18 protein-coding genes are annotated in these 20335 nt (G+C 66.4%); 14 read left to right on the forward strand and 4 right to left on the reverse strand.

Annotation, left to right across the window (positions count from 1 at the left end; genetic code table 11):
- Positions 1-72: 72 nt before the first annotated feature.
- From hemJ to CJZ78_RS10205, 3 genes are read left to right on the forward strand one after another with little or no spacing between them, the layout of a single operon-like run.
- Entirely contained in the window at positions 73-663 is a 591-nt protein-coding gene (hemJ, locus tag CJZ78_RS10195) for a protoporphyrinogen oxidase HemJ (protein ID WP_094561230.1), read from the forward strand.
- Entirely contained in the window at positions 656-1321 is a 666-nt protein-coding gene (locus CJZ78_RS10200) for a PHP domain-containing protein (RefSeq protein ID WP_233128667.1), read from the forward strand. The genes hemJ and CJZ78_RS10200 overlap by 8 nt, the downstream gene beginning before the upstream one ends.
- 29 nt (positions 1322-1350) lie before the next feature.
- Positions 1351-1893 carry a hypothetical protein gene (locus CJZ78_RS10205; protein ID WP_094561213.1) on the forward strand — a complete coding sequence of 181 codons (543 nt, stop codon included), beginning with the start codon at positions 1351-1353 and terminating at the stop codon, positions 1891-1893.
- 23 nt (positions 1894-1916) lie between these two features.
- On the opposite strand, the gene cobN is transcribed toward CJZ78_RS10205, so the two are convergent.
- Complete coding sequence (gene cobN / locus CJZ78_RS10210; RefSeq protein WP_094561214.1) at positions 1917-5648, reverse strand: cobaltochelatase subunit CobN; 3732 nt, start codon at positions 5646-5648, stop codon at positions 1917-1919.
- 84 nt (positions 5649-5732) lie between these two features.
- On the opposite strand from cobN, the gene CJZ78_RS10215 reads away from it, so the two are divergent.
- From CJZ78_RS10215 to CJZ78_RS10225, 3 genes are all read left to right on the forward strand, one after another.
- Positions 5733-6650 carry a branched-chain amino acid transaminase gene (locus CJZ78_RS10215; protein ID WP_094561215.1) on the forward strand — a complete coding sequence of 306 codons (918 nt, stop codon included), beginning with the start codon at positions 5733-5735 and terminating at the stop codon, positions 6648-6650.
- 5 nt (positions 6651-6655) lie between these two features.
- Complete coding sequence (gene metH / locus CJZ78_RS10220) at positions 6656-10315, forward strand: methionine synthase (RefSeq protein ID WP_094561231.1); 3660 nt, start codon at positions 6656-6658, stop codon at positions 10313-10315.
- A 70-nt stretch (positions 10316-10385) separates the two neighbouring features.
- Positions 10386-10658, forward strand: a complete 273-nt coding sequence (locus tag CJZ78_RS10225; protein ID WP_094561216.1) for a DUF4090 family protein — start codon at positions 10386-10388, stop codon at positions 10656-10658.
- 3 nt (positions 10659-10661) lie between these two features.
- On the opposite strand, the gene CJZ78_RS10230 is transcribed toward CJZ78_RS10225, so the two are convergent.
- Positions 10662-10889: a hypothetical protein gene (locus CJZ78_RS10230; RefSeq protein WP_094561232.1), complete on the reverse strand. Its 228-nt coding sequence runs from the start codon at positions 10887-10889 to the stop codon at positions 10662-10664.
- Between the two features lie 199 nt (positions 10890-11088).
- On the opposite strand from CJZ78_RS10230, the gene CJZ78_RS10235 reads away from it, so the two are divergent.
- Positions 11089-11472, forward strand: coding sequence for a DUF2237 family protein (locus CJZ78_RS10235; RefSeq protein WP_233128669.1), 384 nt, complete (start codon positions 11089-11091; stop codon positions 11470-11472).
- A gap of 28 nt (positions 11473-11500) precedes the next feature.
- Here the strand turns inward: CJZ78_RS10235 and CJZ78_RS10240 are convergent, their stop codons facing one another.
- Positions 11501-12268, reverse strand: coding sequence for an SDR family NAD(P)-dependent oxidoreductase (locus CJZ78_RS10240; RefSeq protein WP_198953880.1), 768 nt, complete (start codon positions 12266-12268; stop codon positions 11501-11503).
- A 77-nt stretch (positions 12269-12345) separates the two neighbouring features.
- On the opposite strand from CJZ78_RS10240, the gene CJZ78_RS10245 reads away from it, so the two are divergent.
- From CJZ78_RS10245 to CJZ78_RS10265, 5 genes are all read left to right on the forward strand, one after another.
- Positions 12346-13269 carry an NAD(P)H-dependent glycerol-3-phosphate dehydrogenase gene (locus CJZ78_RS10245; protein ID WP_094561217.1) on the forward strand — a complete coding sequence of 308 codons (924 nt, stop codon included), beginning with the start codon at positions 12346-12348 and terminating at the stop codon, positions 13267-13269.
- Complete coding sequence (locus CJZ78_RS10250) at positions 13266-14222, forward strand: PhzF family phenazine biosynthesis protein (RefSeq protein WP_233128670.1); 957 nt, start codon at positions 13266-13268, stop codon at positions 14220-14222. The genes CJZ78_RS10245 and CJZ78_RS10250 overlap by 4 nt, the downstream gene beginning before the upstream one ends.
- Positions 14222-15166, forward strand: a complete 945-nt coding sequence (locus CJZ78_RS10255) for a SpoIID/LytB domain-containing protein (protein ID WP_233128671.1) — start codon at positions 14222-14224, stop codon at positions 15164-15166. Before CJZ78_RS10250 ends, CJZ78_RS10255 begins: the two co-directional genes overlap by 1 nt.
- Positions 15129-16013 (forward strand): ATP adenylyltransferase, encoded by an 885-nt coding sequence (locus CJZ78_RS10260; protein ID WP_233128673.1) that lies wholly within the window; start codon positions 15129-15131, stop codon positions 16011-16013. Before CJZ78_RS10255 ends, CJZ78_RS10260 begins: the two co-directional genes overlap by 38 nt.
- Positions 16014-16139: 126 nt before the next feature.
- A complete protein-coding gene (locus CJZ78_RS10265) occupies positions 16140-16952 on the forward strand; it encodes a sigma-70 family RNA polymerase sigma factor (protein WP_094561219.1) in 813 nt (270 codons plus the stop codon).
- Here CJZ78_RS10265 and CJZ78_RS10270 read toward each other — a convergent pair.
- On the reverse strand, positions 16900-17094 hold the full coding sequence (locus CJZ78_RS10270; protein WP_094561220.1) for a sigma factor SigF: 195 nt from the start codon (positions 17092-17094) through the stop codon (positions 16900-16902). The genes CJZ78_RS10265 and CJZ78_RS10270 overlap by 53 nt on opposite strands.
- Before the next feature lie 215 nt (positions 17095-17309).
- Between CJZ78_RS10270 and CJZ78_RS10275 the strand changes: the two genes are divergently transcribed.
- Both CJZ78_RS10275 and CJZ78_RS10280 read left to right on the forward strand, forming a co-directional pair.
- Positions 17310-18926: a DUF3370 family protein gene (locus CJZ78_RS10275; RefSeq protein WP_094561221.1), complete on the forward strand. Its 1617-nt coding sequence runs from the start codon at positions 17310-17312 to the stop codon at positions 18924-18926.
- A gap of 2 nt (positions 18927-18928) precedes the next feature.
- Positions 18929-19966, forward strand: a complete 1038-nt coding sequence (locus tag CJZ78_RS10280) for a J domain-containing protein (RefSeq protein WP_094561222.1) — start codon at positions 18929-18931, stop codon at positions 19964-19966.
- The last annotated feature ends 369 nt before the right edge of the window (positions 19967-20335 follow it).

A 20335-nucleotide genomic window follows, 5' to 3' on the forward strand; every position in this document is an offset into this window, starting at 1 on the left:
GATCATGGATTGCGCCACCCAGGCCAGGGGGCCTGGGGCTTTACGTTGTGGCTCGCCCTGACAACCACCGCCATGCCCCTGCTGGCCCTGAGCTGGCCCCCGGAGGCCTATCTCTGGTTCAAAACGCTCCACATCGTGGGTGTGGTGGTGTGGTTTGCCGGACTCTTCTATTTGGTGCGGTTGTTCATCTACCACCGCGAAGCTGAGGAGCTCGATACCCCCCTGCGCCTGGCCTTTCAGGAGCAATACGGGCTGATGGAGCGCCGCTTGGCCAACATCATCACCACCCCCGGCATGGTGGTAGCTGTTGTTTGTGCGGCGGGCCTGTTGAGCGTCAACCCGGCCTGGCTCCAGCAGGGTTGGCTGCACGCCAAGTTGGCCTTTGTGGCGGCGCTGCTTGCCTATCACGTCTTTTGCTACCGGCTGATGGGGCAGCTGCGGTCCGGCCAGTGCAGCTGGAGCCCGAAACAACTGCGGGCCCTCAACGAGCTGCCCACCCTGCTGTTGGTGATCGTGGTGATGCTGGTGGTGTTCAAAAACCAGTTTCCTACAGGTGCTGCCACCTGGTTCATCGTGGCGCTGGTGGTGTTCATGGCGGCCTCGATCCAGTTTTATGCCCGCTGGCGGCGGCTGCGGGCCGAACGCCTGGCTGCCGGTGCTTAATCCCCAGCCAGCCCACCATCCGCTGCGGACCGTGCTGCAGCAGCTGACGCCGCGCTGTTGCCCGGGCCGGGTCAACTTCCACTGCCACACCACATGCAGCGACGGCAGCCTGCTCCCCCAGGAGCTTGCTGAGCAGGCCGTCGCTCTGGGCCTGGAGCACCTGGCGATCACCGACCACCACAGCATCTCCGCCTACGGGCCGGTGCTGGAACACTTTGAGGCTGCATCCCACTCAGGCCAATCGGTGCCGAGGCTCTGGCGGGGAGTGGAGATCAGTTGCCTGCTCGAAGGCTGCCTGGTGCACGTGTTGGCGCTGGGCTTTGGCGAGCATCACTCCAGCCTGGGGCCCTACCTGCACGGACAGTCCGTGGTGGGTCCGGCGCTACAGGCCGAAGCCGTGCTGGAAGCCGGCCGCCAGGCCGGGGCGTTGCTGTTGCTCGCCCATCCGGCCCGCTACCGCCTGCCTTTCCAGCGGCTGATCGCCGCCGCCTATCGGTTGGGCTTTGATGGAGCAGAGGCCTGGTACGACTACCAGATGCAGCCCCGCTGGGCGCCCACACCGGTGGTGTGCGAAGCGATCGCCGCCGACCTCCAGCAACGGGGCCTTTTGATGAGTTGTGGTACGGATACCCATGGCTTAGCGCTTCACGGCCGCTAGGGTTTGGCGACGCTTTCCCGTGCCAGTCGATGGGTCTGTTTGATCGCCTGTTCGCCGCCCGTGGCGGCAACACCAACAACGGTAATGTGCCCGCCCAGCCGAAGAAGGAGGCCGAAACCTTCTTCCTCGATGCCGACGCCTCCAGCAGCATGGGCAATGTCGAGTTCATGCGGCGCTCCAACACCATCCGCCGCACCTTCCCCGGCACCGTCGACAGCCCCGGCAACAAGGAGATGGTGGCTGAGGTGGCCTCGATGGAGGCCAAGCTCGAGAAGATGTCCGAAGGCCTTGGCGGCCAGACCAGCCAGCAGGAGTCGATCAACCTCACCGGTGGCATCCCCAAGCCGGTGAAGAAAACCTTCGCCCAGACGATGTCCCAGGCGGAGCTGGATCAACGGATGAAGGGAACGGCCTTTGGGGTGAATGTGCCCGGGGGTACTGCCGCCATCAAGAAGGAGCAGGAGCAGGTGCAGGCCGAGCCACAGGCCCAACCCCAGATCAGCCAGCAGCCCACCGGCAAGGCCGGTGCCATCGATCCGTTCAAGCAGATGGTGAGAGATCTCAACAGCTGAGTGCTTCGCTCAGCTGGCTCAGCTCAGTTCTGTTCGATCAAGCTTTCACTCTCCAACACCAGCTGGCGCAGATGCTCCAGCTGGTTTTTTTGTGCGCCGTCCCAGAGCCCACGGTTGTGGGCCTCCAGCAGCCGCTCGGCCATGTCCCGCAGGGCCCAGGGATTGCTCCGCTCTAGAAAAGCGAGCACGGCGGGATCGCTCAGCCATTGGTCGCAGAGGGCCCCATAGCCCCAGTCGGGCACCCGGCCGGTGCTGGCGTCGTAGGCAAACAGATAGTCGAGGCTGGCAGCCATCTCGAAGCCGCCCTTGTAGCCGTGCTGCTGCATCGCCTCGATCCAGCGTGGGTTAAGCACGCGGCTGCGCAGCACCTTGTCGAATTCCCGCTCCAGGCGGTGCAGCTTTGGCCGGGCGCTGCGGGAGTGGTCGCCAAACCAAAGGGCCGGCCTCTGCCCCGACAGCTTTTCCACGGCGGCGCTGAGTCCCCCCTGAAATTGGTAGTAATCGTCGGAATCCAGCAGGTCGTGCTCGCGGTTGTCCTGGTTGTGCAACACCACCTGGACGGCACCCAGCCGTTGCTCGAGGCCGTCCCGATCGGCCTGGGCCTCGATGCCCGCTTGGCCCGGAATGCCCGCCTGGCTGTCGTAGCGCCAGCTGCTCCAGTTGAGAAACGCCTCGCCCAGGTCGCCGCGCTGCTCCCACTGGCCGCTGTCGATCAGGCCCTGCAGCCCCGCCCCATAGGCGCCTGGGGCTGAGCCGTACACCCGGGCGCTGTGACCGTCCCGCCGCCAGGCCGCCGCCAGCGGGTTGTCGGCATCCAGCTCCTCGAGCGCCGCCACGAGAGCTGTCGCCCGGTTGACCCAGCTCACCAGCTGGGGGAACGCGTCGCGGAACAGCCCCGAGATTCGCAGGGTCACATCCACCCGCGGCCGACCCAACAGGCTCAGGGGGATCACCTCCAGGTCCACCATCCGGCGGGTGGGGCCATCCCACACCGGCCGCACGCCCAGCAACGCCAGCACCTGGGCGATGTCCTCGCCGCCATTGCGCATCGTGGCCGTGCCCCACACCGACAAGACCAGGGTCTGCAAGTGCTCCCCCTGCTCCTGGAGATGCAGCTCCAGCAGCAGTTCAGCGCTGCGACGACCCAGGTCCCAGGCGGCCTCCGTTGGCAGGCCGCGCAGATCGACGCTGTAGAAATTGCGGCCGGTGGGCAACAGATCGGGCCGGCCTCGGGTCGGGGCTCCGGAGGGCCCGGCGGCGATGCGCTCCCCGTCGAGCCCCCGCAGGAAGGCTTCGCGCTCAGCGGCGCCACAGGCCAGCAGCCGTGGCAGCACGGCCTGACGCAGATGCTGCACGGCCTGCTGCACGGCTGGCCCCAGCTCACCGGCCTCGACTGGCCCTGGCCCGTCCTCCCGCAGCTCCTGCTCCACCAGCGCCAGGGCCCGCCGCTCGAGCAAAGCCACGCCATCTCCCACCAGGCGAGGCGACTCACCCCCAAAAGCGGCCTGGAGGCGACGCTGGTCGCCAGGTTCGAGCGCCGTGGCATCGGCATCGGCCCAGGGGTCGAATCTGAGCTGCAGGTCATGGGCCAGGGCCTGGGTGAGGCCGGGTTGGTTGGCCAGGGGGCAGCGCACCAGGCAGAGCAGCAGCTCCGCCAACCGCTGGGGCTCCGGCAGGGTGCCGTAGGTGTGCAGCCCGAGCCGGATCTGGGCTTCCTTGAGTTCGCAGAGGTAGCCATCAGCCGCATCCAGGCGCGCATCCAGCTCCGCGGCGGTGCCCAGGGGCAATTGCAGGGTCTCCAGTTGTTCCACCAGGGTCTGCCGCAGCGGTGCGGCCCGCTCGCTGCCCAGCTGGCTGGCCTCCCAGTATTCGTCGAGCAGCACCTCAAGCTGTTGCAGGGCGCCGTGCAGCCCGGCGCGACCCAGCGGTGGGGTGAGGTGGTCGAGAATCACGGCCTGGCTGCGGCGCTTGGCCTGGGAGCCCTCGCCCGGATCATTGACGATGAAGGGGTAGAGATGGGGCAGCGGCCCGAGGGCCCACTCCGGGAAGCACTGGTCTGAGAGCCCCAGACCCTTGCCGGGCAACCACTCCAGGTTGCCGTGCTTGCCCACGTGCACCACGGCATGGGCCCCAAAGGTCTGACGCAGCCACAGGTATTGGGCCAGGTAGGCGTGGGTGGGGGGCAGGTCGGGGCTGTGGTAGCTGAGGGCGGGGTCGCGGTCGTAACCACGCTCCGGCTGGATCAGCACGGCCACATGGCCCAATTGGAGTCCGCGGATCGGGAACCCCAGCGCGGCCCCAGGGCCGGGGGCGCTCACCAGACCCGCATCCCGTTCCGGTGGCCCCCAGCGGGCCTCCAGGAGCTCCCGTCCCTCCCGCGGCAGTCCGGCATACCAGGCCTGGTAGTCGGCCAGGGGCAACAGGGCCAGGGGCGGGCGGTGTTCGCTTTCGGGATCGTTGCTGCGGCCGGCCAGCAGCTGTTGGATCAGGGCTTCGCCGCTGCTGGGCAGGCCCTCACTGAGCTGGTAGCCCGCCTCGGCCAGCCACTGCAGCATCAGGGCCGTGGAGGCCGGCGTGTCGAGCCCCACGCCATTGGCCAGGCGACTGTTGCGGGCGGGGTAATTGGCCAGCACCAGCGCGATGCGCCGCTCCCTGGCTGGGGTCTGCCGCAGGCGAATCCAATTGGCGCTGAGCTGGGCAATCCAGGCCAGGCGCTCCGGGTCTGGTTGGTAGCGCTGCAGGGCTGAAGCCAGGCGCTCACTGGCCCCCACCGTCTCCTTGAAGGCGCCGATGCGGGTGGTGAGCCGGCCATCCAGTTCGGGGAGAGCCACCTGCAGGCTGAGGTCGATGGGGCCCTGGCCAATGCTGCTGGCCTGCCACTGGCTACGGGGCTGGCTGCTGCACAGCAACTGCAGCACCGGCACCCCGAGTTGCTCCCACAGGGGAGCCCCCAAACCGGCCTCCTCAAATTGCACCGACGCAAACGACGTGCTGCAGAGCACCGCCTGCACCCTTTGCTGGTGCAACAGGTCGGCGACGCCCCGTTGCACGGCCCGATCCCGCAGCCCACTCACCCAGAGCGCCCGCGGGCAGAGACCAGCCCCCCGCAGGGCCGCGAGGGTGGCCTCGATCAGCGCAAGGTCGCCGGCTTGCAGCAGGGCCCGGTAGGCGATCACCCCCACCCGTGCTCCCGGCTCCTCGCGCCAGTCGTGGGGGAGGGGATCGGCCAGGGGCTCGGCGCAAGGTGGTGGCGGGATTTCGCCATCGAGCAGCCCCCGCAGGCACACCAGCAAGCGACGCAGATTGGCCGGCCCGCCCTCCCGCAAGCATTGGGCCAGGCCTACCGCCAGCTCAGGCGCCACCGTGCCCAGTTCGGCTAGGGCGGTTTCCTCCTCCGGCGTGCCGGCCAGCACCAGCAACTGGCGGTCTGGCTGGGCTGCCGCCCAGAGCTGCAGTTGCTCCAGTCCATAACTCCAGTGGCCCCGCCCACCCAGCAGCCGCACCACCAGCAGCCGGGCATGGCGCACCGTGGAGCTGAGGTAGTGGTCGATCTGGGCGGGATGGGCCAGAGCCGCGAGGTTCAGGCCCCGCAGTTCGGTCCCCAACAGCTGCGGCTCCTGCGCCAGCAACTGGTCGATGGCCAGCAGGTCGGTGTCGGCACTGCTGAGCAGCAGCACCGGTGCGGGGGGCTGCTCCACCAGGGCACCGACATCGGCTGCCTCCCCTCCTCCCGGTACCGATGCCAAGCGATGCATGGCCCCATCCTGCTTGCTGCAGTGAGAAGATCGGGGCATCACGGCCTCCGGCCGACGCCTCAGCTCCGCCCGCTTCGCCCCACCATGCACCAGTTCCTGCCCTACGCCTGGTTTGGTGGCAAATGCGTGCCCTTTGCCGAAGCCACCCTGTCGGTGGCCACCCATGCCCTGCACTACGGCACCGGCGCCTTCGGGGGCATGCGGGCCCTGCCCAATCCCAGCGACCCCGCTGAGATCCTGCTGTTCCGCGCCGACCGGCACGCCCGGCGCCTCAGCCAGAGCGCCCGGCTGCTGCTCACCGAGTTGCCGGAGCAGACGATTCACGACGCCATCGGCGTCTTTCTGCGGGCCAACAAGCCCACCTGCCCGGTGTATCTGCGGCCGTTTGTCTACACCAGCGACCTGGGGATCGCCCCACGGCTGCACAACATCGAAACCGACTTCCTGATCTATGGGCTTGAGCTGGGCGACTACCTCTCCCCCGAGGGAGTGAGTTGCCGCATCAGCTCCTGGACCCGCCAGGAAGATCGTTCCCTGCCCTTGCGCGGCAAAATCAGCGGCGCCTACATCACCAGCTCCCTCGCCAAAACGGAGGCGGTCAAGAGCGGCTTCGATGAAGCCCTGCTGCTCAACAGCCGCGGCAAGGTGAGCGAGGCCAGCGGCATGAACCTGTTCATCGTGCGCGATGGCGTGTTGATCACCCCCGGCGTTGATCAGGACATCCTTGAGGGCATCACCCGCGCCAGCGTGCTGGAGCTGGCCAAGTCGATGGGCATCCCCACCCTGGAACGCCCCGTCGACAAGAGCGAGTTGTTCATTGCCGATGAGGTGTTCTTGAGTGGCACCGCCGCCAAGGTCACCCCGGTGCGTCGCGTCGAATCCACTGACCTGCCCAGCGCTCGGCCGGTGATGAAGGCGATTCGCGAGCGCCTCACAGCGATCACGGAGGGCCGCGATCCCGCCTATGACCATTGGGTGACACGGATCCGCGTGGACGGTTGAGCGAGATGGGCACGGCGGTGGCACCCCGGGTGGGACAGAGGATGGGTTTTCTTGAGCGGCTGCACGCGCCCGAGCGGCCCGTGCTCGTGTTCGACGGTGCTACCGGCACCTCGCTGCAGCAGATGGATCTGAGCGCCGACGACTTCGGCGGTCCAGCGCTGGAGGGCTGCAACGAAGTCTTGGTGTTCACCCGCCCGGATGCGGTGCAGGCGGTGCATCGCCAGTTTCTGGAGGTGGGTGCCGATGTGATCGAGACCGACACCTTCGGAGCCACCTCCCTGGTGTTGGCGGAATACGACATCGCCGATCAGGCCTTTGCCCTCAACCAGCGCGCTGCCGAACTGGCCCGGGAGATGGCGGATGCCTACTCCACCCCAGAGAAGCCCCGCTTTGTGGCCGGCTCGATGGGGCCCACCACCAAGTTGCCGACCCTGGGGCACGTCGATTTCGACACGATGAAAGCCTCCTTCGCCGAGCAGGCCGAAGGGCTGCTGGCTGGCGACGTCGACCTGTTCATCGTCGAAACCTGTCAGGACGTGCTGCAGATCAAGGCAGCGCTGCAGGGCATTGAGGCCGCGTTCAGCAAAACCGGCCAACGCCGGCCGCTGATGGTGAGCGTGACAATGGAGACCACCGGCACAATGCTGGTGGGCTCCGACATCGCCGCTGTGGTGGCGATTCTCGAGCCGTTTCCGATTGATGTGCTCGGCCTCAACTGCGCCACCGGCCCGGAGCAGATGAAGGAGCACATCCGCTACCTGAGCGAGCACAGCCCCTTTGTGGTGAGCTGCATCCCCAACGCCGGCCTGCCGGAGAACATCGGCGGAGTGGCCCATTACCGGCTGACGCCGGTGGAGATGAAGATGCAGTTGATGCACTTCGTCGAAGACCTCGGGGTGCAGGTGATCGGCGGCTGTTGCGGCACCACGCCCGCTCACATCGGCGCCCTGGCAGACCTTTCGGCCGAGCTGCAGGCGGCGCCCAGGCCGGTGCGTACCCCCGAAAGCCAGCACGCGCGACCCCTGTTGCAGGGAGAGCCTGCAGCCGCCTCGATCTACGGCACCACGCCTTATCACCAGGACAACTCCTTCCTGATCATCGGCGAGCGGCTTAACGCCAGTGGCAGCAAGAAGGTGCGCGAGCTGCTGGCTGAAGAAGACTGGGATGGCCTGGTGGCCGTGGCCCGGGGCCAGGTGAAGGAGAACGCCCACGTGCTCGACGTCAACGTCGACTACGTCGGTCGCGATGGCGAGCGGGACATGCATGAGCTGGTGAGCCGTCTGGTCACCAACGTCAACCTGCCGCTGATGCTCGACTCCACGGAGTGGCAGAAGATGGAGGCCGGCCTCAAGGTGGCCGGGGGCAAGTGCATCCTCAACTCCACCAACTACGAAGACGGCGATGAACGCTTCTTCAAGGTGCTGGAGCTCGCCAAGGCCTACGGCGCCGGTGTGGTGGTGGGCACCATCGATGAGGAGGGCATGGCGCGAACGGCGGAGCGCAAGTTTGCCATCGCCCAGCGGGCCTATCGCGATGCCCTCGAGTTCGGGATTCCCGCCCACGAGATCTTCTACGACCCCCTCGCCCTGCCGATCTCCACCGGCATCGAGGAGGACCGCCTCAATGGTGCGGCCACCGTGGAGGCGATCCGACGCATTCGCACGGATCTGCCCGGAGTGCACGTGGTGCTCGGGGTCAGCAATGTGAGCTTCGGTCTGTCGCCGGCGGCGCGGATCGTGCTCAATTCCGTCTTCCTGCACGACTGCTGCGAAGCCGGCATGGATGCGGCGATCGTGAGCCCCGCCAAGATCCTGCCCCTGGCCAAGATCAGTGCGGAACATCAGCAGGTCTGCCGCGACCTGATCTACGACCGCCGCCGTTTCGAAACCGACCAGCCGGGCGCAATCTGCAGCTACGACCCCCTGACGGTGCTCACCACCCTGTTTGAGGGCGTGAGTGCCAAAGAGGCCCGGGCCTCAGGACCCTCCCTGGCGGACCTGCCGGTGGAGGAGCGGCTCAAGCAGCACATCATTGATGGCGAACGCATCGGCCTGGAAGCTTCACTCGATGAAGCGCTGCAGACCTACCCGCCCCTGCAGATCATCAACACCTTCCTGCTCGATGGCATGAAGGTGGTGGGCGACCTGTTCGGCTCCGGCCAGATGCAGCTGCCCTTCGTGCTGCAGAGCGCCGAAACGATGAAGGCGGCCGTGGCCCAGCTTGAGCCCCACATGGAGACGGTTGAAGGGGAGAGCTCGGCCAAGGGCAAGTTTCTGATCGCCACCGTGAAGGGTGACGTGCACGACATCGGCAAGAACCTTGTCGACATCATCCTCACCAACAACGGCTACGAGGTGATCAACCTCGGCATCAAGCAGAGCTGCGAGGCGATCATCGAGGCCCAGCAACAACACCAGGCCGATTGCATCGCCATGAGCGGCTTGCTGGTGAAGTCGACGGCATTCATGAAGGACAACCTGGAGGCCTTTAACAAGGCCGGCATCGCTGTGCCGGTGATCCTCGGCGGAGCCGCCCTCACGCCCCGCTTCGTCAACGGCGACTGCCGCGCCGCTTACAACGGGCAGGTGATCTACGGGCGCGACGCCTTTGCCGATCTGCGCTTCATGGATGCATTGATGGAGGCCAAGGCCGCCGATGTTTGGAACGATCACCAGGGCTTCCTGGGGCCGATCCCGGAAGGCCTGGGCCTGGCAGCCAGTGATGCTGCAGATGCGCCGGCCAGCAGCACGGAGCCAGTGGCTCCAGCCGAGCCCGCCACCGCGGGCACGGCACCGGAGCTCGCCCCCAACGACGAGCGCTCCGAGGCCGTGCCTGAAGAGCCCGCCCTGGAGCCACCGTTCTGGGGCAGTGCGGTGTTGACCGAGGAGCAGATCGATCTGGAGGAGGTGTTTGCCTACCTCGATCGCAATGCCCTGTTCGCCGGCCAATGGCAGCTGCGCAAAACCCAGCAGCAGAGCCGCAGCGACTACGACGCCATGCTGGCCGAGAAGGCGGAGCCCGTTCTGCAGCAGTGGAAGCAGCGTTGCCTGGCGGAAGGGCTGCTGTCGCCTCGCGTGGCCTATGGCTACTTCCCCTGTGGTCGCAGCGGCAATGCGGTGGTGCTGTTCGACCCCGTTGAGCATGGACGCGAGCTCGGCCGCTTTGCGCTGCCGCGCCAGCGCTCCGGCAACCGCTACTGCATCGCCGATTTCTACCGCGATCTCGCCGTGGGAGCCGATGGCGCGGCGAGGCCAACCGATGTGTTGCCGATGCAGGCCGTGACCATGGGGGAACGGGCCACCCGCTTCGCCCAGGAGTTGTTCAAGGCGGATCAATACAGCGACTATCTGTATTTCCACGGATTGGGAGTGCAGATGGCGGAGGCCCTGGCGGAGTGGGTGCACGCCCGCATTCGCCGCGAGCTGGGCTTCGCCGATCCAGCCGAGATGCCGCTGCGGGATGTGCTGGCCCAGCGCTATCGCGGCAGCCGTTACTCCTTCGGCTACCCGGCTTGCCCGAATGTGGCCGACTCCCGCCAGCAGCTCACCTGGCTCGGGGCTGATCGCATTGGGCTGTCGATGGACGAGAGCGAACAGCTGGAGCCGGAGCAGAGCACCACGGCTCTGGTGGCGCTGCACAGCCAGGCCCGCTACTTCTCGGCCTGAAAACAAGGCCGTTCTGGCCTGGGAGCGCGTGTGGGTCCTTCTAGCCTGATCGTTCTTGTGAAGCACGGCCATGGCCATTGCCGGACCCGGCGGCGTTGACGCTGCCATCGCCGCGGGGATCGACCTCGACGGCACTCCGATCCCCGCCGAGATGGTGGCCCTCTACACGGAGGTGATGGACCTGGAGAGCCAGCGTGCCCGCAGTGGCGTCAAGAAATCGATGCGCAACCGGATCGTGAAAACGGGCTCCAAGCACTTTGATCAGGCCACCCTCGATGCCCGATTGCAGGCTGCGGGATGGGAAGGACTCAAGCCGAAGGAGATTGCCTTCTTCTACTCCTGAGCTCTAGCTGCACATGTCCTCAAGGGTATCGATCACCTCCTGCTGAAACTCCTCCAGATTTGAGGAGTCGCTGAGATCGATGCCCTCGCCGGCGGCGTTCTGGGTGAGTTCCTGGAAATGGAAGGCCCCTTCGCCGTGGGCGAGGAACTCCATGGCGGAGGGTTCACCGCTTTCTTTGTAGGCGTCGCAGAGGGCCAGAAAGGCCGCATCTTCGGTGAATTCCCAGCTCATGAAGGGGGCCGCGCTGAAAAACAAGGTGAACGCGCTCACCGACCTTTAACGCCTACCCCCCGGAATCCGTCAACCACCCTGGCCAACTTTGTGCCGGTGTGTTGCCTTGGAACCTTTGGGTCTCGACGCGCCTCGAAGGCCCTGCAACGGCGCGAACCATTGGCCAGACTTGAGCCACCGCCCCAGAGAACGTCATCCCGTGAGCGAGTTCAGCGCCGGACCCAGCCCCGACCTCAACGTGTTGGGCGAACCCCTCGTGGTGTGCGGCTGTCAGCCGATGACCGGGTGGTTTCGGGATGGTCATTGCCGCACCAATGCGGCCGACCTGGGTCGCCACAGCGTCTGCTGCGTGGTGACAGAAGCCTTCCTGCGCTACAGCCAGGCCCAGGGCAACGATCTGAGCACCCCGGCCCCGGACTACGGCTTCCCCGGCCTCAAGCCCGGCGACCATTGGTGCGTCTGCGCCCCGCGCTGGCTGGAGGCCTACGAAGACGGCATGGCCCCGCCGGTGCGTCTGGAGGCCACGGAGAACACAGCCCTGGAGGTGATTCCGCTCGAGCTGTTGCAGGCCAACGCAGCCTGAGGCTGGCGCTCTGGCCCGGCACCACCGCCTACCAGGGGATGGGTTGGCCGTCCCAGGCCCAGAACTGGCCGCTCTGCTCCGGCGTAAGCCCCTCCAGCACGTCCAGCAGCTGTCTGGCGGCCCTTGCGGTGCTGAACAGCTTCTCTGGCGCCACACCCGCCTGGAAGGGGCTGGAGAGGGCCGTGGCGGTGGTGCCCGGATGCAGCAGGCTCACGCAACCCTGGGGTTTTCTGCGCCGCCACTCCAGCGCCAAGGTGCGCAGCAACTGATTCTGGGCGGCCTTGGCGGCCCGGTAGGCGTACCAACCGCCCAGATGGTTATCGCCGATGCTGCCCACCCGGGCTGAAAGGCTGGCGAAGTGAAAGGGGGCCTGGGCCGGCAGGGCGGGATCCACGGCCTGGGCCAGCAGCAGGGGCGCAAAGGCATTCACCGCAAAGCTCTGCTCCAGGGCAGCACGGCTCACCTGGCTGAGGCGTTTTTCAGGCTGCAAGCCAGGCCCATGGAGCAATCCGGCGGTGTGGATCACCAGCCGCAGGGGGGGGAAGGCTCCGAGGGTGGGACCCAGCTGGGCCAGGCTGGCGTCGTCGACCAGATCCAGGGGAAGGTGCGTCACGCCCTGCCAACTGGCATCCCCCGTTCGTCGCCAGTCGCGGCGCGAGGCCCCCAGCAGCTGCAGGTGAGGTGCTCGCCGCGTGAGCTCCTGCAACAGCGCCTGCCCGATGCCGCCACAGCCCACCACCAGGGCGCTGCCCTGCCAGGCGTGCAGGGGGTTGGGGCAAGGGGGAGCTGAAGACACGCAAACCCTGGACTGGCGACACGACCTCAGCCCTGGCGCATGATGGCAGCGCCAAATGGCCTGCTGCACCGGAACCGATGGGGCTTCGCATTGCTGTGTTGGGCTTGGGGGCCTGGGGGCAGACCCTGGCGGAGCGTTGGCAGCGCCAGGGCCACACGGTGTCGGGTTGGTCCCGGCGCGACGGCGGCAGCGCTGTGGATCTGCTGAGCCAGCAGGATCTGGTGGTGTCGGCAGTGGCCATGGCTGGCGTCCCGCCCCTGGCCCAGGAGCTTGGCCCCCATTGGCCCGCAGGCCTGCCGCTGCTGAGCTGTAGCAAGGGGCTGGACCTCACCCAGCTGACCACGGCCACCCAGCTCTGGGCCGCCCAGTTGCCCAGCACACCACTGGCGGCGTTGAGCGGCCCCAACCTCGCCACGGAGGTGCAGCAGGGGCTGCCAGCGGCGAGTGTGGTGGCCAGTGTTGATGAGGAGCTGGCCCAGCTGCTGCAGCAACAGCTGAGCGATCGGGCCCTGCGCATGTACACCAACAGCGATCCGATTGGCACCGAAGCGGCCGGTGCTCTCAAAAACGTGATGGCCGTGGCGGCCGGCATCTCCGACGGCCTGGCCCTGGGCGCCAATGCCAAGGCCTCGCTGCTCTGCCGCGGTCTGGCCGAAATCGGCGTGGTGTTGGAGGGGCTCGGTGGGGTCACCAGCACCCTCTACGGACTCGCTGGGTTGGGCGATCTGCTGGCAACCGCGACCAGTCGCCTCAGCCGCAACTACCGCTGCGGCCTGTTGCTGGCGGAGGGATGCAGCGAGGAGCAGACCTACGACCAGATCGCCGCCACCGTGGAGGGGCCCCGCACCGCCCGGGCGGCCCTCCAGCTGGCCGCTCGCCAGGGCTGGCACCTGCCGATCTGTGAGCAGGTGGTGCAGGTGCTCGATGGCGCCGCTACCCCGGCGGATGCGGTGCGCGCCCTGATGGAGCGCGATCTGCGGCCGGAATGGGCCCAGCCATGACCAGCAGCCCGCCACGGGTTGAGCCGAAGCTGGTTCGTGGCCTGGTGCAGCGGCCAGCCGTGCTGGTGGAGGCCTTTGCCGATGGGCCCTGCTGCGGCAATGGTGCCGCCGTGGTGCTCCTGGACGAGCCCATGGGTGACCAGGCCCTCCAGGGCATCGCCCGCAGCCTCAACCAATCGGAAACGGCCTTTCTGCTGCGCCAGCAGGACCGCTGGTGCCTGCGCTGGTTTACCCCCAGGTGCGAGGTGCCCCTCTGTGGCCACGGCACCCTGGCGGCCCTTCTGGCCCTGGGCCATTGGCAGCTGCTGGGTCCCAACGAGGAGGTTGAGCTGCTCAGCCGCAGCGGCCCCCTGGCGGTGGCGCTCGACCCCGGTGGTGCCTCGGGACGCTTGGTGCTCCCCAGTGCCGGCTTGTTGCCGGCCGAACCGTCCCCGCCGCTGATTCGGCTCCTGCAGGCCCATCTGGGTGTCACCCCGCTGGCCTACTGGGCCTCGAGCCTGGGGTATCGCGTGGCGTTGTTGCCGGCTGCGCCCTTGCAGGCCATGGCGGGCCTTGCCGGGGAGCTCCAGGGTCCAGATCGGGCTGGCCTGGTGCTGATGCAGGCCTGTGCCGACGATCCGGCCGAGCCGCCCCCCACCGTGTTGGGTCAACCAGCCGATTACCAACTGCGGTTTTTCGCGCCGGGACTGGGCATCGATGAAGACCCCGTGACCGGTTCGGCCCACGCCCTGGTGGCGCCCTTTTGGTTGGAGCGGCTGGGCCGCAGCTCCGTGGTGGGTTGGCAATGCTCCCCGCGTCCCGGCGGCATGGTCTGCGAGGTGGTGTGCGAACCGGCGTCCTCAGGCATGATCCGCCTAAGCGGTACGGGCCATCTCCTGTGGAACGGCACATTGCGGGTGCACGCCGATGGCTCCGGAGCCGAGGCCTGGTCGTCCCTGTGCGCCCTCGCTTGATGCTGGCGGGCCCCATGGCGGTGGCGGCGGTGGCGGTTGGTTTTGCGGCCCAGGGCCTGGTGCCCCGGCCCTATGGCGCCGCCCAGGGCGAGCTGCTGGATGCCCTGATCGACTCACCACCACCGGCCGCCGACACCACCACCGCGGCGGAGCAGCTGCGGCGACTAGAGGCCCGTCGTGCACCCGCGCAGGGCAGCGCAGCCAGCGTGGGTCTGGTGGAGCCCGAAGCGGGGCCGGGCGTGGATCTGGAGATACGCGTCGCCCTGCTCAGCGCCGGTGCGGCACCGGATCTGACGGCACCTGGCCCCTGGCAGTTGTTGAGCCGAGATGGCCAGCTGCTGCAGCAAGGAGATGCCGAAAGTCGGGTTGATCTGGCCAAGGTGTGGCAGCAAGGCCCGGAGGCTTGGCTGCAAACCAAGGGTGGGTCGCTGCTGGTCAATGGACGCCCCTACGGCGGCCGGCTGCGGCTGATCCGCGATACCGAGGGCCCGCGGCTGGTGAACCACCTGGCTCTGGAGACCTACATCGACGCCGTGGTGGGGGCTGAGATGCCCAGCAGCTGGTCGATGGAGGCCCTCAGGGCCCAGGCCGTGGCCGCTCGCTCCTATGCCCTGGCCCACATGGCTCGCCCGGCCAACCGTCATTGGCACCTGGGCGATACGACCCGCTGGCAGGCCTACAAGGGCCTCTCCAGCAGCAACAACCGCACCCGCCAGGCCGCCGCCAGCACCGCTGGCCTGATTCTCAGCTACCAGGGCGCCATCGTCGAAAGCCTCTACGCCGCCAACCGCCAGATCAGCCTGGAAGCCCACGGCCATCTCGGCGCCAGCATGAGCCAGCACGGGGCCCAGGATCTGGCTCAACAGGGCTACCGCTACAACCAGATCCTTGGCCACTACTACCAGGGTGCATCTCTGGCCCGTCTCAAGGCCGGTGCGGGCTGAGCGCACCTGGCAGCGGGCCCTGGAGCGTTGCGGGGAGGCCCAGCGCTGCGGAGCCCTGGTGCCCCTGGCCACAGAAGTGGTACAGGCCCCCGAGCTGGAGCCTTTTGTGCTGCGCCGTCTGCTCAGCCGTACCCCCAAACACCTACGGGGTGGGGGGCCCAAGCCGAACCCCTTCCTCCCCTGGGAACCAGCCCTGGAGGTGGACCGTCTGGGATCCAGCCATGTGGTGCTGCTCAACAAATACCCCGTGCAACCGGGCCACCTGTTGCTGATCACCCAGGCTTGGCAGCCCCAGTCCGGCTGGCTGACAGCCGTCGACTGGCAGGCCGTGGCAGAGCTTGACGCGGATACGGGGGGGTTGTGGTTCTTCAACAGCTGCGCCGCCGCTGGTGCCAGCCAACCCCATCGGCATCTTCAAGTGTTGCCACGCCATGCCGGAGAACCCAGTTGCCCCCTTGCTGCGCTGTTTGCGGCCCAACTGGAGCCCCCAGGGGAGTCGATGCCTGGCGCCGCGCCGATGCCCTGGGCCTATCGGCTGAGTCGGCGAATCGATCCCCTAGGCAACAGCGATCTGGAGGGCCTGTACCGGGAGCATGCGGCGCAGCTGGGCCTGGGTTGCCCCCAGCACGACCCCCAGCCCCTCCATCCCTACAACCTGCTCTTCGACGATCACTGGTTGCTAACGGTGCGGCGCCGCCAGGAGCACTGTGCGGGCTTCAGCCTCAACGCCCTGGCCTTTGCGGGCTATCTGCTGTGCACCGAGCGCTCCGATCTCAGCTGGCTGGCACGGGAAGGGCCCTGGGCCTTGCTGCAGGCGGTGGCCAGTGCGCCGCTGCCGATCCGTTGAACGCCCATTCGTGGAACGCTGATCCGTTGAGCGCCGTTCCGTAATTTCTCGGTTGCCAAAGCCGATGCGGCTGGGGCTGGTTGGAAAGGAAGGGGTTGCGGCCCCTTGTCGAACGACCACTGACCCATGACCGACCACACGAAGCGTCCAAGCCACCCCACCGGCAACCTGTCACGCCGGGCCCTGCAACAACGCAACCAGCGGGTGAACCTCTACCGCGGACTGGTTACGCCCATCGCTGTCCACTACGGCCGCCGTTGCCCCGAACCTCTCGACGATCTTGTCCAGGTGGGCCTGCTCGGCCTGCTTCGGGCTGCGGAGCTCTACCAGCCCCAGACCACCACACCCTTTGAAGCCTTTGCCAGGCCGCACATCCGCGGCGCGATTCTCCACTACCTGCGGGATTCAGCCCTGGTGGTGCGCTTGCCCCGTCGCCAGATGGAGCTGCACGACAAGCTGCGACAACTCAAAGCCAGCTGGTGTGCCCAGCACGGCCAGGAGCCCAGTGCAACCGATCTGCGCATGGCTCTGCGGCTTAGCCAAACCCAGTGGCAAGATCTGCTGCGGGGCCAGGCGATGGGACGCCCCATGGCCTTTGAGCCCGGAGGAGATGAGCCTTTGGCCCTTTGGCGTCTAGGCAGCGGCTTGGCTGAGGATGAATCCCGCCTGGACCATGAGCCAGAGGAGCAGCGGGAGCTCCTGCAGCGGCAACTCCTGAACCTTGAGCTTGGCGTGCGACAGGTGATACAGAAGGTGGTGCTGTCGGGTTGGACCTATCGGCGCACCGCGGCCTGGTTGCAGGTGAGCCCGATGACCGTGCAGCGTCGGCTGAAGCGGGGCCTGGCGTTGCTGCGGGCGGCGCTAAGCCCTCCCGCAGCAGTTGAACTCAGCTCTCGGCGGAGGCCGCATCCCGTTGCATCTGTTGCTCCAGCGTGCTGATCGCCGCGTTGACGGCGGCCAGTTGGCGCTCCACACCATCACGCCAGAACTGCAGCATGCGCAGCTTGCGATGCTGATGGCGCCGCCAGCTGTCGCGACCTCCTTCGTCGCCGATGCCGCAGCAGCCCAGGGGGGGAAGCATGAGAAAGTGGAAGAGTGCCCAAAGGTTCTAGCGAGCTGCGCGGGTCACCCGAGTGTCGTGTTTCCTCCCCAGCAATGGCCTTGAAACACCTTTGGGCAAGCCTCTGTATCCCATTTGCAACAGGCCTTTCGCGTCCATTGGGAAGGCACTCCATTGATTCTTCAGCCCAGTCGTTTCAGCCCTCCAGCGTGGGGGCAGTCGGTCACGGAGCTCGCATGCGTCCGTTCCCCTGGTTGATGGCGGCTGCCCTGGGAGCGCCTGTGGTGCTGCTTCAGGTGCAGCCGGCATCCGCCTATGTGGCGCTGATGGCTGGACAGCAGGCCCGCCCCCTGAATGGCAGCTTCAACAAAGTGCCGGTGCTGCATTCCAACCAACCCGAGGAGGTGGAGGGCGCCGGCATCCTGATCAATACGGCCCCTGGCTATGCCTATGCCTCCGAAACTGGCCAACCCCTGCGCAACGCTGAATACACCTTCAACGGGGAGTTCGGCGTGCACATGCACCACAAATACTTCCCTCCCAACCGTGGCCAGATTTCAGCCTCGGCGAGGCGTCCCAAACTCACCCTCGGTCTGATTCTGATCAACCCGGGTGCACGTCCTGTGCACATCCGTTTTGAGAACGGAGCGGTGCGCAACAGCTTTGAAGCCCCCTATCTCCAGCAGTACAAAATGGGGGTGAGGCCGTTGGGGCCAAGGCCGTGGAACACAGGGCCGGGTGATGCCACCGCCATTCAGGTTCTGCGGGGGCGCCTCGATTCCAAACTCAGCCAGGAGATCACCATTCCGGCCCGCAGCCGCATCGTGCTGTTCCAGACCCAACTGCCTGCCTTGGGCATCGCCAATGCCCTGCTGAAGGGACGCAGTGATGGGCCCTTCCAAATGGCGGTGGTGGCGGCCAAAAACCCCCAAAGCGATTGGGATGTGCTGGCTGTGCTCGACCGGGGTCGCTTAGCCCCAGGCCGCGTTTATCTCAATCGGATCGCTGATATCAATGGGCGGCGTGTGTTCTCCCGAGTGGGTGGTGTTGCCATTGGCGATGGCTACGGGGCCAGCCTCGACCATGATCTGACCCAGCAGGGCCCATTGCATGTGCCCCTCACCAGCACCCACCGCCACAACTTCGGCACCCGAGAGGTGCAAGTGAATCCGCTGGTGAGCCGCATGGTCGACTCCTCCTTGGACAACGTCGGCACCTACGGGGTCCGCTTTGACGTCGATCTCAACCTCAAGGGGTCCGGTCCCTACGAGCTGGTGCTGAGCCACCCCTCCAGCACCGGCAGCAGTAAGCCGTTCACCGCGTTTCGGGGATCCTTTCAGGTGCGTTCTGAGGATGGGCTGCAGGAAATGCACGCAGGCCTGCGTTCCGGCCAGAGTGTTGCCCTCACAACCTTGAACCTGCGGCCTGGAGTTCCCAATCCGGTGCGTGTGAGCCTGGTTTATCCCGCGGATGCCACACCCGGCCATTTGCTCAGTGTGGTTCCTGCAAGCCAACTCACCATGGTGCAAAACCAGGAGCGCCAGCTCGAGATTGCCCGCAGCACCGCAGCCACCACCGCTCCCGCCCTGATTCCGATCCCTCCCGCTGTCCCCGATCCCACTGGCGTTGACGCGGATCCAGCGGAGAGGATGCCCCCGCTTGTCCTTCAGACCCCCCTGCCGGGCCTACCGCCGTTACGGTCCAATCCACCGCCACCACCACCGCCGGCGATCCTGTCACCGCGTTCCGCCGCTGGGGCCTCGTCGTCACCTCTGAATCCGTCGCTGGTGGATCGCTATCAGCAAGCGCTTGAGGCGCAACAACAAATGATGCGCAGCTTGATGGACCGTTAGGGATGGCTTCCCCAGGTGATCCCCAACGTCGTCGGTTCAGCCTGGAGCTCCCGGTTGAGCTGCTGGGGAAAATTGACGGACTCAAGGCGGAGTGGGGCCTGCGCAGTCGCGGTGACATTGTCGAGCGCCTGCTGCAAGAACTCTTCCCCAGCAATGAGGATGGGGAGAACGACTTGGCGGCTGATCAGGCTTCTGCCAAGGGCACGCTTGCCTCTGGCGATGACGATCATGCGTCGACATTCAACGAGCAGGGTGCGTTGGTGCTCGTCAGCCGAGGTTCGGGGGGCGAGCTCTGCCTCGATCTGGAAGACATCGACTTCCCCCTTGGGGAGACGATGCGCGTCAGCGCTCCGCCGCGTTCGGGCGGGATCGACCTGCCGGGGTTTGTGAGGCGCCAGTCGGATCAACTCAAGCGCAGTCTTCAGCCGCGCCAGCAAACCGTTGAAGCGTCCGTCGAACCCCTGCCCCATGTGGGTGGAGAAATGGTGGAGAGGGCCCTGGTGCGGGCCCGCAACCACTGGATCGAGCTCTACGGAAAGGATGCCAATGACGCCGTGTTGGAAGCGGCGATGGTCTGGTTGGCCCAAGACATCTGGGCCCAGAGTGATCAAAGTGACAACAGACCGTTCACTTGGTCGTTGGCCTGCGAGGTGGTGGCCAACACGGCGCCCAGTTGGGGGCACGAGCCCGCCAGTTTTGAGCGGGTGATGGTGATGGCCGGTCTGCTGGAGGATCCTTTCAGCACGTCCACCCTGGAGGTGCGACTGCCCACCCTGATTCGTCGCTTTGTGCATCGCTTCCGCAAGCGACGCAAAGGCACATCGTTCCAGACCCTCGAGCACACCATGACCCTGCACGGGGCGCTCAAGCTGTTGCAGTTACCCACCGCTCCGGGCCATCGACTCACCCTGGCTGAGATCCGTGAGGCCTATCGCGACCTGGCAATGAGCCACCATCCCGATTCCGGCGGCAGCGAAGAGACGATGCGCCGGCTGAATGAGGCCTACCAACTTCTCAAGGAGTTGTACCGCAATCATTAATGCGTCTCGCATGGCTCGCGAGAGCCACTCGTTGAGACTATAGATGGGTCTTGAGTGAGATCAGTAGGAGCTCCTGAGTGACCCTTGCTCCGCCGGGCCGATCGGCAGTTGCGCAGCAGACTCTTTTGCGACGCAAAATTGGTCTTTACATAAGACTCATCCAGGAAATGCGTTCTGCTGCTCGGTTGCGCTGCTCAGCCTTGCTCGTGCGGGCTTCTCCATCTTGTTTACCACGACATCGCTCCAATGGCGAATTGGTGGTCTCGCCTGTGCGGTGACTTTCAGGAAAGTTGTCACTCCTGGGCTGCTATTCAGGCGGCCTGGATTAAGGGTAGCGCCAGGGTCGGGTTTGGCTCCTCTGTTGGCTTA

Origin of the sequence: Synechococcus sp. 8F6, from assembly GCF_002252665.1 — a bacterium.
Classification (GTDB): domain Bacteria; phylum Cyanobacteriota; class Cyanobacteriia; order PCC-6307; family Cyanobiaceae; genus Cyanobium_A.